Source organism: Pseudoalteromonas sp. SR41-7 (assembly GCF_014163935.1).
GTDB lineage: Bacteria > Pseudomonadota > Gammaproteobacteria > Enterobacterales > Alteromonadaceae > Pseudoalteromonas > Pseudoalteromonas distincta.
In genome coordinates this window covers 338,225-352,308 of record NZ_JACJEF010000002.1, presented here as the reverse complement: position 1 = coordinate 352,308, position 14,084 = coordinate 338,225, and the positions used below count along the sequence as shown (strand labels likewise).

The window sequence follows — 14,084 nt, the reverse complement described above, 5'->3', positions numbered from 1 at the left end:
AGAACTTAAAGTAAATGGTGCCTCGACGCGGAATCGAACCACGGACACGAGGATTTTCAATCCTCTGCTCTACCGACTGAGCTATCGAGGCACATAAACTGTGCTAATTAATTGTTATACTTTACAATTAACTTTATATAAATGGTGCCGACTAACCGAGTCGAACGGTTGACCTACTGATTACAAGTCAGTTGCTCTACCAGCTGAGCTAAGTCGGCACACAAAACTGTGTGCTAAGGCACGCGTAATAATGTTTAAACTGTTGATTAAACACCACTACTTTAATAAATGGTGCCTCGACCCGGAATCGAACCAGGGACACGAGGATTTTCAATCCTCTGCTCTACCAACTGAGCTATCGAGGCACTTAAACAGTGCTAATTAAAAATCTTAAAGTATTTTTAATGCAATTCCCACTCATCTCTACCGACTGAGCTATCTGGGCGTGCGGCGTATTAAACGAGTTTTGCCCTTACAAGTCAACTTTTTTTTTATTCTTTATAACTGTTTGAACGGTTTTCAGACAACTCAGTGTATTTTTTATTAATAACGTTCATTTTTACCACAAATCGAACTATAAATATAAATAAATCAGACTAAAACCGTAGTGAATTATTTTTTGTAAATGTTACGATTAGCTTAGATACGTACGATAGGGACTTATCGTAGTAAAATCACATCAATTGGACACTATCAATGCAGAGTAAATTTTCATCGCCAGTCAAAGGCTTATTACCTCTTTTTTTAATCATAAATATTGCAGTAACAGCGCTTGCTATTATTGCCCACTCATTTTATTCACAAACTGAAGTTAAGACAGCCCAACCTGCATCATCTGTTAATATTGTAACGCTTGCCGATAGATTAGACTTACCTATGGTTGATGCATTAACTATGTATGGTCAAGGTAAAGTAAGGCAGTTACTTGATTTAACGTCGTTATTAGATGATGACTTTGAATATACTCTATATCGCTTCAATGCTACATCAGATACTCAGTTGGTATATAGCAGCAGTAAACCTGCTATCGCTTCAATTAAAACTGAAAAGCATCTAGTAGAAGAAGGCATCCTACATCACTTACTGCTGTTAAACGATCAACCTATTGGCGAGCTTATTATTAAGCAAAACCTACCAACCGCTCCTTTAAGCGCTCAAAACTCTCAAGTTATTGCCTACATTATTGCGATAGCAAGCGTAGCTGCATTATTTATATTTACTTTAATGTTTAATATGTACATTAATAGTCGCTTACGAAAAAGTACTGACACTCTTACACAAGAGCTGCAGGCAATCACCGAAAATGCTAATTACAATAGTAGTGTTGATGAGCAGCTTGATATTGGTTTAGGTGTAGTGGCAAAAAACATTAACTTACTGCTACAAAAAGTACAGACTGCGATGAGTGAGAATGACGCCGCACAAAAAGAGCTTTATAAATTACAAAATGGCCTAGAAGCCGAAGTGCAAAATCGTACTATAGCGCTTGAGCAAGCCACATTAAAAGCAGAGCGAGCAAGCGAAACCAAAACGACCTTTTTAGCCACAATGAGCCACGAAATAAGAACACCGATGAATGGTGTTATAGGCACTATTGATTTACTGCGCCAGACCGAACTTGATGGCGCTCAACATCGTTTAAGTACAATTATTCGTGAATCAGCATTTTCTTTATTGAGCATTTTAGATGATATCTTAGATTTTTCTAAAATTGAGGCTGGAAAGCTAAATATTGACCCGATCCCATTTTCGGTAACCGATACCATTGAAGAAGTTGCTCGAGTGCTCTCATCAGTTGCTAAAAAACGTGAGCTTGATTTAGAACTAGCAATAGCACCAGATATTCCAGTCAACCTTACCGGTGATAGTGTGCGTGTACGTCAGGTGCTTTATAACCTATGTAGCAACGCAATTAAATTCACTAGCACTGATGAAAAAACCCAAGGCCATGTAAAAATATCAGTAGAGGTGGTTCATAATACCACTGATCACTTTACCTTACGCTTTTGCGTAACTGATAACGGTAAAGGCATGTCGCAGGCGCAATTACGCGAAATATTTAATCCATTTATTCAAGCCGAAAACTCAATTACCCGAGAATATGGTGGCACCGGTTTAGGTCTTTCTATTTGTAAAAGCTTAACTGAGCTTATGCTAGGTACTATTCATGTAACTAGTCATACCGGAATTGGCAGTGAATTTACAGTAGAGCTGCCGTTTAGCACATCGGGTAAAATTAAGTACGCACATAAAGGTGCATTAAATGGTAAGCAAATTGTTGTAGTTAGTAATCACCTAGAACGTGAAAAAACAATGTACCGTTATTTATCGTTCATGGGCGCTAAAATAATTTATGCACACACAGAAGAAGAAATTGAAGAGCACCAGCATTCACAAGATATTATTTGGGTGGCTGATGGCATAGACAATATGGATAAAACTAATGCGCTGCTAAGACGTTTATTTTATTCATTAGAGGACTATAACCAACAAGTTGTTGTACTAAGTAAGCTTGATGAAGCAGCTATAAATCATAAAAACATTTTTTATATTAATGCTTCTCCTCTATGTAAATCTAACTTTATGCTTTCTATATTGGTGGCTGCAGGGTTACATACACCTAAGCAAATTAAAAAAACCAAAACACTTAATAACTATTTAAATGTTGAGCAGGCACGTAATTCAAACAAATTGGTTTTGCTTGTTGAAGATAACCTTCTAAACCAACAAGTCCTCACCGATCAACTACATATACTGGGCTTTGGCGTTGAAATAGCTAACAACGGTGAAGAAGGTCTAGATATGTGGAGAAAAGGTGATTACTCACTTATTTTAACCGACTTACACATGCCTAAAATGTCGGGTTACGATATGGTCGAAAAAATCCGTAATGAAGCAGAGTTATTAGAATCGATTGATGCACAGCCTTACATTATTGCAGTAACAGCAAACGCACTTAAAGGCGAAAAAGAGCGCTGTTTAGCAGTAGGTATTAACGACTTCATTACCAAACCTATAGAGCTAAACGCGTTAGAAGAAACTCTAAAACGTTGGAGCGATAAACAAAGCCAAAACCCAAATGTAGTTATTCATCAAACTATGGCACTACCTATTGATATGGAAGCTGTTGCCAAATATGTAAACGGTGATGACGCTAAGCAAATTCGTTTTTTCAAAATGTATTTAGAACAAAGCCAAGGCTTAATTAAGAGTATTAATTCCGGCGTTATGGTTAACGATTTAAATGAGATTATTGAAGGGTGTCATCAATTAAAATCGATCTCCAAGACAATTGGTGCCCAAACGGTGGCAGAACTTTCAAGTGCATTTGAAGATAAATGTAAAGAAGGTGAACTCACAACCGATGAATTAATAGAGTTAAGAGATAAGCTGGAAATTGAATACTCTAAAGCTGCTCAATTTTTAAAGGAACAAATTAAAATATCTGAGCAAGAAGATGAGTTAAATGAATAAATAAACATAAAAAAAGGGCTTAATAGCCCTTTTTTTTATTTAAAACATTACTTTTCAGGCGGTCGATAACCTTCAATTTCTACATCTTTATTTTCAAACAAAAAACCAACCATTTGCTCTTCTAAAAATGTGCGGTGTTCTGGGTCCATCATATTTAAATGCTTTTCGTTAATAAGCATTGTTTGTTTATGTTGCCACTGAGCCCACGCTTCTTTAGAGATGTTATTAAAAATCTTTTCACCAATTTCACCAGGGTATAACTGAAAGCCAAGCCCTTCGGCTTCTTTTTGTAACTTTTGACAAAATACTGTACGTGCCATGATTGATTCTCTCTAACGCTAAATATGGGGCTATTCTATACTATTGCTGTAATTTGTTTAACCAACTTTTTAGTTGGTGCTGCTAGGCCAACCTCTATTGATTGATCAAGCGGATACCAGATTAATTGCTTATCGTTTACCACATCAGGAGTTTTCTTAACATTAAGCACATGTGAGTTAATCCTCAATTCAAAATGTGAAAACACATGAATAAACGCTTCAAGCTCTACTAAACTAGCCTCTAGGCCTTGCTGAGCTAAAAATATTTGAAGCTCTTCGTACTCATTAAATTCAAAAAAGCCAAACAATCCGCCCCAAATACCGCTGTTAGGACGTTTTTCCATAAGCACTTTATCACCACACTGAATAATTAACTGATGACAACTCTTTTTAGGAACTGCTTTTTTAGGTTTTGAATGTGGAAACTCTTTTACTTTACCTGCATTAAAAGCACCACAGCCTGAGTTTAATGGGCAAGCCTCACAATCAAACCGGCTGCGTGAGCAAACGCTCGACCCTAAATCCATCATAGCTTGATTAAACTCAGTAACATTATCTTTAGGCGTTAACTGCTCTGATAAATGCCAAAGCTGGTTTTCGACCTTTTTAACGCCGTACCAGCCCTCAATCATAAAATAGCGCGCTAAAACTCGCTTCACGTTCCCATCTAAAATAGGGTGATGCTGCCCAAGCGACAATGATAAAACAGCCCCTGCAGTAGAGCGCCCTATTCCAGGTAAATCCATTACTTCATCGAGTGTTTTCGGAAACTCACCTTGGTATTTGTCACGCACTATTTTAGCTGTTTTGTGTAAGTTACGCGCACGAGCGTAATACCCTAAGCCAGTCCAGTGATGCAGTACTAAGTCTTCATCCGCATCAGCTAAAGCGATAATATCTGGAAAGCTTTGCATAAACTTTTCAAAGTATGGAATAACAGTAATAACTTGGGTTTGCTGCAGCATTACTTCAGACACCCACACTTTATAAGGTGTTTTACCTAGCTGCCACGGGAGTGTTTTACGCCCATGAAGGTGATACCAATCAACAACTTGATTAGAAAAGCAGTGTGACTGTTCTTTATTTAAATCCAACATTTTTAACTTTTACTGATGCCCAATGGCGGCTCAGTCTATTGCAGTTAACAAAAAGATCAAGCTATACGGGGTGTAAAACCAGCTAATACTTGTGATTGCGGCCTCGGTCAGGGATAATATGCAACCATTTTTAAACACATTGTTTTTGTCAGGCCAATAATATGAGTGAATCAAGCAACACTAACCTTGAGCAAGCTAAGCAAGAAGGTAAATACATCCGCACCATTCGCAGTTTTGTAAAACGCGAAGGTCGATTAACCAAAGGCCAAGCCGCTGCAATCGAAAAATGCTGGCCAACAATGGGCCTAGAGCATAAAAACGGTATGCTTGATTTAAGCGAAGTTTTTGGCAACAACAACGATGTAGTAGTAGAAATTGGTTTTGGTATGGGTAAGTCGCTTGTCGAAATGGCAACAAATGCCCCTCACCTAAACTTTATCGGTATTGAAGTACACCGCCCAGGCGTTGGTGCTTGTTTAATGGATGCCGATGAAGCAGGCATTACCAACTTACGTATTTTTGAACACGATGCAGTTGAAGTACTTGCAGATTGCATACCTAATGAAAGCTTAACAACACTACAACTATTTTTCCCTGACCCTTGGCATAAAAAGCGTCACCACAAACGCCGTATTGTACAAACTGAGTTTGTTGAAAAGCTAAGAGCCCAACTTAAAATGGGTGGCGTTTTTCATATGGCAACAGACTGGGAAAACTACGCAGAGCACATGCTCGAAGTAATGAATGTAGCTCCTGGTTTTAAAAACCAATCAGAAACAAATGATTATGTTCCTCGTCCAGATTTGCGCCCGCTTACTAAGTTTGAGCAACGCGGACATCGCCTAGGTCATGGCGTGTGGGATTTAATGTTTGAGCGCACAGAATAATTAAATTTAATTACTCACTTTTACTTTTATAAAACTAAATATACTGTAAGGCAAAGCCATTTATGAGCGTACTAACCAACCCAAGTTTACTGTTACTTCGTAATAGCGAAGCACTAACGGGCAAATCTATCTTGGTGGTCAACTTTGTTCAAGATGGCTTTTTAACAGAGCTTAAAAAACTTAATCCGCAAAGCAAAGTAACTGCGTTTAGCTACAACCATGCTAACGGAGAGTTTGCTAAGAACACCAAAGATGTTGATGTTCATGTAAGCCACACAATACCTGGTAACGACTACGATTTAGTTATTCTTTACTACCCTAAATCAAAACCAGAGTTATTAATGGCACTTGATAATATTCGATCTGCTATTACTGATGATGCCGAACTATTAGTAGTAGGTGAAAACAAAAGTGGTGTTAAGTCAATTGAAAAGCAATTAGCTGGTAAGGCTGAGTTTAGTAACAAGATTGATTCAGCTAAGCACTGCGTTCTTTACTCATTTGCTGAAATTTCTAAGCACCCTCACTTTGATATTACGACTTACCATAAAAAGTTTGTTGTTAATGTTGCCGACACTGAATTTACAGCTATTAGTGTTCCTGGAGTGTTTAATCACGGTAGTTTAGATATAGGAACGAAAGTTCTACTGGAAAACGCACCGACAATTAAGCAAGGCAAAGTTCTCGACTTTGGTTGTGGCGCTGGTTTAATAGCAACTTTTTTAGGGCTTCATAATCCAGCACTTGAGTTTGTGTGTAGTGATGTAAGTGCGCTGGCAACTTACGCAACACAGCAAACCCTAAAGCTTAACAACATCAATGGTGAGGCTATATTAAGTGACGGCCTTAAAAGCATTAATGGCAAGTTTGATTTAATTATTAGCAATCCACCTTTTCATACAGGTATTGCAACCGACTACACAGTAGCAGAAACATTTTTAGCTAATGCAAAACAGCATTTAACTAAATTAGGGAAGCTAAATATTGTTGCTAACAGCTTTTTAAAGTACCCGCCTATTTTAGAAACTCAGTTTGAAAGCTATCAAACTGTATTTAAGAACAATAAATTTGCTGTATATAGCAGCTAATTTAAATTTGTAAAATGATTGAGCACAAACGTGCTCAAGCTAACTTTCGAATAAATATAAGAATTAATTTAGTTTTTTTCCTTCATTTTTCCACGTCTTTGCTAAACTAAAACTCTAAATAATTAAAATTAACTCAGGCGATAATGAAATAATGCCTAAAAAAGTTCATCAAAGTAGCATTCGAAAAGCACTCATTAATTTGATCATGCTTATTACAGCTATTTGCTTATCGTTATCTATTTCTATCTCTACGTATTTAAGCGTGAAAGAACAAAAGCAATTAATAGTTAATAAGCTTGTTATTCTTTCTGAAATTGTAGCTTTTGATGCTGGGCAATCGGTAATTGAAGATGATCGTAAAACAGAAGAAAAACGCCTCAAGTCATTTGAAAAGATCCCTCTTGTAAAAAACATACATATTTACTCAATAGAAAAAGCATCCCAAAAGCCTGTTTTCTTTATTAGCTTTAATGCTAAAAAAACACCTCCTGTGCCACTGAGAATAGACAGTGTAGAAGAGCTAAAAACACCACGAATTACCAGTGACCATATTGAGCTAACCCGCCCTATTTACGATAACGAACAAGTAGTAGGTTATGTGTATATGCGAGGAAGCCTCGAGAGTTTAGAGGTTTATATTGAGAGAAAAATATTAATAGACGTGTTATTAACATTATTAATTCTGGCGGTTGTTTACTTTATTGCTATTAAAGTTCAACGACGTATAGCTAAGCCAATAGAGCAATTAAGCATGTTATTGCAGGATGTGTCTAAAAATCATAACTACGATGCACGCGCACCAGTAACTGATGTAAAAGAAATAAGTGCTCTTTCAAATAGTTTAAATATCATGCTTACGCGTACAAAAAAACAACTTGAACGCCACGAAAAAGATAAGCAAGAAATCAAACAACTAAACCTAAGCCTTGAAGAAAAAGTAAACCAACGAACAATCGCCCTTAGAGAGGCAAATCAAGAGCTTTTATCAACTCTTGAGCGGATGCATCAATACCAAACACAAATTGTTGAAAACGAAAAAATGGCATCTTTAGGGCAAATGGTTGCAGGTGTTGCCCATGAAGTTAACACACCAATAGGGCTAGGTATTACCGGTTCTACGTTACTTAGAGATAAACTAGCAGACATACAGCAAAGCTTTGATGACAAAAAACTAACCTCAAGCCATCTAAAACGCTTTATAGATGAAGGTATTGAAAACTTAGATTTAATTTACCGCAACTTAAATCGTGCAGCTGACCTTATATCTAACTTTAAAAAGGTAGCGGTTATTCAAGATGACGGTGTAAATACCTATATTAATGTGCACAAATTAATAAGTGATGTTTTAACGTCGATTCAATCTGAATTATTGCCCAAAAAGCCTGTTGTAACTATTAACTGTCCGACCGACTTGGCTATTCATAGTAAGTCTGAACCTCTACAACAAGTTTTTCAGCAGTTACTTATGAACTCTGTAATTCATGGATTTATAGGTAAAGAAAACAATGAAATTCGCTTTGACGTAGAACTCGTCGGGAAAAAATTAACAATCGTTTATTCTGACAATGGTCAGGGCGTTGACAAAAATATTAAAAATAGAATTTTTGACCCATTTGTAACTTCAAAGCGCGGGCAAGGCGCAAGTGGCTTAGGCATGCACTTAGTTTATAACCTAGTAACACAAGCACTTGGCGGAAGAGTGATGTTTGATCTTGAAGAAAAACGCGGTGCTCGCTTTATAATTACTATTCCTTAAATAAAGATCATTAAAAAGTGCATATATTTAAAATTTATCCTTGAATTAGCATTTAATGACCTCATTAATGAGGCATGTGATAAGTGCGTAACATTATTTAATTGCTTTAAATAAATATTACCAAGCGATTTATGAACTTTTTTATCTTTGCTGTATCACATACATTGATGAAAGGTTAAAAGGTTAAAAGGTTAAAAAGTGATATAGTTTTGCTTTGAATTAGTCTGATTATTTTAAGTACCTTGTTTAATTGAATGATATGTCAATTATCAAAGGAAAATGGCTTCGACTTTATGATTCAAATAGCTACATCCATGTATATATCAATTAAACAGTAGTTTTTGCACTGCCCTTTTTTAGTAGACTTTGGACACCCTACTGTTTTATTTTTATCCAATTTGTTTTTTCCTTGTTAACAAATGGGTATAATCCTATAATCTCTAGTAATCGGTTATAAATTAGTCACCGATTTTTTATAAATAATATATTCCAAAAGGTTAATTAATAATGCAAACGCCAGTCATTCTAATCGTAGAAGATGAAGACGTAACTCGACTGAACCTAGTTAGTTTATTTGAAGCTGAAGGGTACAAAGTTATTGAAGCCATTGATGGCGATGATATGCATGACAAGCTTACAAATAACGATGACGTTAATCTTGTAGTTATGGATATCAACCTTCCTGGTAAAAACGGTCTTATTTTAGCCCGTGAATTACGCCAAAAGCGTAAAGTAGGTCTTATATTCCTAACTGGTCGTGATAACGATGTTGACCGTATTTTAGGTCTTGAAATTGGCGCAGATGACTACGTCACTAAACCGTTCAACCCGCGTGAATTAACTATCAGAGCTCGCAACCTTATTACTCGTACTGCCTTAGGTGGCGAAGAGTCAGCACTAGAAACAAATGGTGTTATTACGTTTAATGGTTGGGAACTTGATGAAAACAGCCGTTGTCTTACTTCTCCAAATGGCGACGCTAAGCGTTTACCTAAAGGTGAGTACAGAGCACTTCGTTTAATGCTTGATTCTCCAGGTCGTATTTTTAGCCGTGAGCAATTAATTAAGCATATGACAGGCCGTGAGCTTCGCGCAAATGACCGTACTGTTGACGTTACTATCCGTCGCATTCGTAAGCATTTTGAAAGTGATAACTCAACGTCTGAGTTAATCAGCACCATCCATGGTGAAGGTTACCGTTTCATTGGTAAAATTGACGCTTAATTAGAGCTAATTAGTTTTACTCTAATTGCTGTAAAAATAAATGAAGGGCTTTTTGTCCTTCATTTATTTTATCTGCCAGAATATCTAACCACTGCTTTAACACCTCATCAGATTCATCAATCGCACCATGTTCCATTATTTTGGCATGAAGCTGCACGTCATTAAGACCTACTGAGCCAGCCGCCCCTTTGAGTTTATGCGCTACTGATTCATATTCTTCTCTATCACCAGTATTTAATGAAGTAAGTAACTCTTGCTGATATTGTGGACTTAGTTTTTCGAATAGCTGACTACTGCGTCTAAACACAACTAAGCCCATTGAATTGACAAAGTCTTCTATTGTTTCTATATCTAATAAGTGTGCATCAATGCCTTTAAGGGCTTCTTCACTTACTTTTAACAGTGGCTCTGTGCATTCACTTTGCTTAATTCCAAATAAATCAGCCAGCATTTTATCAAGCTTCACTGTGTTAATTGGTTTAGCAAGCGCCCCTTGTATTGATATACCTTCAAGCTCTTCTTCAGCACTACGAACATTGGCCGTTAGCGCTACAATGGGTAATTTATCAAAGTGACTATCTGAGCGTATTTGCTTGGCAACTACGTCACCATTTATATCAGGCAATTGCATATCAAGTAATACTAAATCTAAGTCATCTTCGGTTTCGACAAACGAGAGTGCATCTTCACCGGTTTCAGCCCACAACACCTCATGCCCGCGTTGCTCTAATAAGTTTGTAGCAATTTCGGCGTTAAGAGGTACATCTTCTACTAGTAAAATATACAAACCACGACCAACATAACTTTGCTCTGTTGGTGCTACACATAAATTAAGCGGTATTTGAACTGTAAAGCAACTTCCTTCGCCCTCAGTACTATTTACTGTAATTATCCCTTTCATCGCACTTACAAGTGCCTTAGTTACAGCCAAACCAATACCGGAACCTATTGCGTTAGTCCCTTTTAAATCTGGCGCTTTGTAATACATATCAAATATATGAGCAAGCTGCTCTGGCGGAATACCTTGGCCGGTATCCGATACTTTCATAACTAACCATGGGCCTTCAACTCTGTTTTCTCGGCTACATTCAAGTGTTACCTTTCCTTGCTGTGTAAACTTAACGGCATTATTAATTAAGTTCCAAACAACTTGGCGTAAGCGAGTTGGGTCGAGCTGTGCGTAAATATCCAGCACCCCATTGCGCTTAATATCAAACTCTAGCTCTTTTTGCTCCGCGATTAAGCCCGCAAAGTTAACAACGTCATTTATAAAGTCTGATACGTTAATAGAGTTGGTCACTATATCGAGCTGATCTCTATCTATTTTGTCTAAATCAATAATATCGTTAAAAATATTGCCGAGCGTTTCAGCACTCGAAAATATAGTATTACCCCAACTACGCTGCTGTTTGTTTAAGTCAGTATCAAGCAGCATTCGTGTTAAACCAACAATACCATTGAGCGGTGTACGTAGTTCATGGCTTAATGTGGCAATAAACTTACCTTTGTCTTTATAAGCCGTTTCGAGCGCTTGAGCGGCCTCCTTACGACTTGTGATATCACGACCAAAGCCCAGTAGACCAATGTAATCCCCTTCATCATTTATAAAAGGTAATTTACGCAGCTCAAACCAACGCGTTTCGCCATTTACTTCATAGCCCACATCAATGGTTAGTGCTTTATGGCTTTGCTCTACTTCTTTATCGGTTTTCAAAACTTCAGATAAAAAGTGACTAGGAAATATTTGTTCAACCGTTTTGCCAATTAGTTCGCTACTTGATTTACCCATTACTTCTTCAAACATTTTATTACAACCGGCAAACACGCCATTGTTATCGCGGTAATAAAATAAATCAGGAGATGAATCAACTATTGAGCGCTGCAGCATGCTTTGTTGAGCAAGTTCTTGTTGTGTTTTTTTACGCTCAGCAATTTCTCGTCGTAGTTCTTCGATAGCGCGGTGCTTGGCATGAAATGCCATTTTACGCTCATCAATTTCGATGTTTAGACGGTTAATGTTATCTTTTAGGGTTTGATTTAAAAGCTTTTCTTGCTTGGTGGCGCTGTCTAAATAAGCATATGAGGCATCTAGTTGTCGAATTGAATTAAGCAACACACTTATAATTAAAGGAGAAACCACAGCCGTAAAAAATACCACGGCTAAAATATCAACCAGGTGTAATTCGCCTATCGCCACATAATAAAACATGCTCGATAAAATAAGAGATACAGTTAAAAATAAAGTGTAACAAATAGCAGCGGTTTTAAATTCACCAAATCGCGTTATTGAGCTGGAAAGTACCCGAGCCCAAGGGCTCAAAGAATAATCGGTCATACGTAATTTTATCTCTTAGCTGTGTACTTAATATAAAGAAGGCAATGCGTATGTATAAACATACCATTTTCCCAGATTTTAGCATTTTTCTCCTACCACTACTCACGTTGTGCGATAAAAACAGAATTTTTCATGTTTGATTTAGCTCATCTATTAAACTCATCATTTCAGCAATAAATTATTTAGTGTAAAATGCCCCGCTTTATTATCCCCAAAATACGAGTAGCGCACATGCAAACCAATATGCCAGATATAGCAGACACTGCACCCGCTTTACAAACAGGTAAATTAGACTGGGTTGGCATGGGCGAAATAGAACTGCCATTTATTTTTGAATCCCGAGACTTATCTCCAGTTACAGTAAACGCCAAAGCGCGTGCATTTGTAAATTTACATAAAGAAGATGCCAAAGGCATTCATATGTCACGTCTATTTTTGGCACTTGATCTGCTTTCAACCGAGCAGCAAGTCAATCCGCAAACGATAGCGCAAGCACTCGATACCTTTATAACTAGCCACGAAGGGCTGAGCGATAAAGCACAAATTGAATTTAAATTTGAATTACCGCTACGCCGTAAGTCACTATTAAGTGGTAAAGCGGGCTGGAAAAGCTACCCAGTTGTACTTACCAGTACAATTGAAAATAACGTTATTAGCTACGAGCTAACCGTAGATGTTACTTATTCTTCAACGTGCCCATGCTCTGCTGCACTTGCGCGCCAGCTTATACAAAACGCGTTTAACGAAAAGTTTAACCAAGAAACGTTAAGCCAAAAAGATGTGCACGAATGGCTAGGCACTACACAAGGCATTGTAGCTACTCCCCACTCGCAGCGCTCTATTGCCAACGTAAAAGTAAAGCTTGATAGCAACATTCAAGAATTTGACGTAGTTACGCTAATTAACACTCTTGAAGCTGAGCTTAAAACACCAGTACAAGCGGCAGTAAAACGTGAAGATGAGCAAGAATTTGCCCGTTTGAATGGTCAAAACCTTATGTTTTGTGAAGATGCAGCGCGTAAAATTAAAGCATTGCTAGAGGCAAACAATTACAGTGATTATTGGCTGCAAATAAACCACTATGAATCACTGCATGCACACGATGCTGTAGCTATTGCAGTAAAAGGTATTAAAGGAGGCTACAAAGCTTAACCGCTGTGTAGCTATTGCTTGTAAACCAGTCGGTAATTATTTTATAACCCATACTTTTTAGGCACGTAAATTGCTTTGTTTGAGCAGTGTCAATTTGTTGTTATGGAGTTACCGTATGGAATTCGCTTTATTATTAATCCTAGTATTAGTTGTCGGGGCCTCTGTTGTTGCGTCAAAATTTAATGACGATGGCGGAAACCCGTATCCTTTTACTCGCAAGCAAACTGTTTTTACGCAGGTTGAAGGCGCTTTTTTAAATCTTTTAGAGCGTGCTGTAGGCGATCAATATAAAATTGTTAGTCGCGTTAAGTTAATCGACGTTATTGACTGTAAGCAAGGCCTTTCAGTAAAGTCTAAACGTGCTGCTTTAGCTAAAGCTAAAAATAAGCAACTCGACTTTGTTTTAATCGATAAAGAAAAACTAACAATCATTGCTGCTGTTGACCTAGTTAACAATGCCAACAAAGATGGCCACAAAGCTCAACGCGACTGGTTTGTAAACGGTGCACTAGAATCTGCGGGCATTCCACATATTCGTATGAAAGTTAAATCGGGCTACCGCCCTTCTGAAGTACGCGATGCAATTATGTTTAAACTTGGTAAGCCTGCAGCAACACAAACTCAGCGCCCTGTTCGTAATCGCTCACATAAGCCAGCGGTACTTTCACCTTCTCAAGCTAAAGCGCAAACCACCGCGTTAGCTGAAATTTAAAAAACGAATTAAATACTCTCCTAAAAAGTATTTAAAGCG

At 37.6% G+C, this 14,084-nt stretch carries 10 protein-coding genes and 3 tRNA genes; 7 read left to right on the top strand and 6 right to left on the bottom strand.

Annotation, left to right across the window (positions count from 1 at the left end):
- Window positions 1-15: 15 nt before the first annotated feature.
- The 3 genes from H5092_RS04340 to H5092_RS04330 all read right to left on the bottom strand — a co-directional run bounded on the left by H5092_RS04340 (window position 16) and on the right by H5092_RS04330 (window position 365).
- Window positions 16-91: transfer RNA gene (locus tag H5092_RS04340), tRNA-Phe, on the bottom strand.
- Between the two features lie 51 nt (window positions 92-142).
- Window positions 143-218 (bottom strand) — tRNA-Thr (locus H5092_RS04335).
- Between the two features lie 71 nt (window positions 219-289).
- Window positions 290-365 (bottom strand) — tRNA-Phe (locus H5092_RS04330).
- Window positions 366-696: 331 nt separating this feature from the next.
- Between H5092_RS04330 and H5092_RS04325 the strand changes: the two genes are divergently transcribed.
- Window positions 697-3,474 (top strand): hybrid sensor histidine kinase/response regulator, encoded by a 2,778-nt coding sequence (locus tag H5092_RS04325; protein ID WP_182732953.1) that lies wholly within the window; start codon window positions 697-699, stop codon window positions 3,472-3,474.
- Window positions 3,475-3,521: 47 nt separating this feature from the next.
- Here the strand turns inward: H5092_RS04325 and H5092_RS04320 are convergent, their stop codons facing one another.
- The gene (locus tag H5092_RS04320; protein ID WP_002962543.1) at window positions 3,522-3,794 is read right to left on the bottom strand and encodes an oxidative damage protection protein; all 273 of its coding nucleotides are present in this window, start codon (window positions 3,792-3,794) and stop codon (window positions 3,522-3,524) included.
- A gap of 35 nt (window positions 3,795-3,829) precedes the next feature.
- The gene (gene mutY, locus H5092_RS04315; RefSeq protein ID WP_182732952.1) at window positions 3,830-4,891 is read right to left on the bottom strand and encodes an A/G-specific adenine glycosylase; all 1,062 of its coding nucleotides are present in this window, start codon (window positions 4,889-4,891) and stop codon (window positions 3,830-3,832) included.
- A gap of 161 nt (window positions 4,892-5,052) precedes the next feature.
- Between mutY and trmB the strand changes: the two genes are divergently transcribed.
- The 4 genes from trmB to arcA all read left to right on the top strand — a co-directional run bounded on the left by trmB (window position 5,053) and on the right by arcA (window position 9,846).
- Window positions 5,053-5,778 carry a tRNA (guanosine(46)-N7)-methyltransferase TrmB gene (gene trmB, locus H5092_RS04310; protein WP_007582957.1) on the top strand — a complete coding sequence of 242 codons (726 nt, stop codon included), beginning with the start codon at window positions 5,053-5,055 and terminating at the stop codon, window positions 5,776-5,778.
- 62 nt (window positions 5,779-5,840) lie between these two features.
- Window positions 5,841-6,866, top strand: a complete 1,026-nt coding sequence (gene rsmC / locus H5092_RS04305) for a 16S rRNA (guanine(1207)-N(2))-methyltransferase RsmC (RefSeq protein WP_182673995.1) — start codon at window positions 5,841-5,843, stop codon at window positions 6,864-6,866.
- Between the two features lie 151 nt (window positions 6,867-7,017).
- Complete coding sequence (locus H5092_RS04300; RefSeq protein ID WP_182671521.1) at window positions 7,018-8,622, top strand: sensor histidine kinase; 1,605 nt, start codon at window positions 7,018-7,020, stop codon at window positions 8,620-8,622.
- A gap of 507 nt (window positions 8,623-9,129) precedes the next feature.
- Window positions 9,130-9,846 carry a two-component system response regulator ArcA gene (arcA, locus tag H5092_RS04295; RefSeq protein ID WP_002962549.1) on the top strand — a complete coding sequence of 239 codons (717 nt, stop codon included), beginning with the start codon at window positions 9,130-9,132 and terminating at the stop codon, window positions 9,844-9,846.
- A 16-nt stretch (window positions 9,847-9,862) separates the two neighbouring features.
- On the opposite strand, the gene arcB is transcribed toward arcA, so the two are convergent.
- Window positions 9,863-12,181 carry an aerobic respiration two-component sensor histidine kinase ArcB gene (gene arcB, locus H5092_RS04290; protein WP_182732951.1) on the bottom strand — a complete coding sequence of 773 codons (2,319 nt, stop codon included), beginning with the start codon at window positions 12,179-12,181 and terminating at the stop codon, window positions 9,863-9,865.
- 231 nt (window positions 12,182-12,412) lie between these two features.
- On the opposite strand from arcB, the gene folE2 reads away from it, so the two are divergent.
- Window positions 12,413-13,333, top strand: coding sequence for a GTP cyclohydrolase FolE2 (folE2, locus tag H5092_RS04285; RefSeq protein WP_002962551.1), 921 nt, complete (start codon window positions 12,413-12,415; stop codon window positions 13,331-13,333).
- A 115-nt stretch (window positions 13,334-13,448) separates the two neighbouring features.
- Window positions 13,449-14,045, top strand: coding sequence for a DUF2726 domain-containing protein (locus tag H5092_RS04280; protein ID WP_002962552.1), 597 nt, complete (start codon window positions 13,449-13,451; stop codon window positions 14,043-14,045).
- Window positions 14,046-14,084 lie beyond the last annotated feature (39 nt).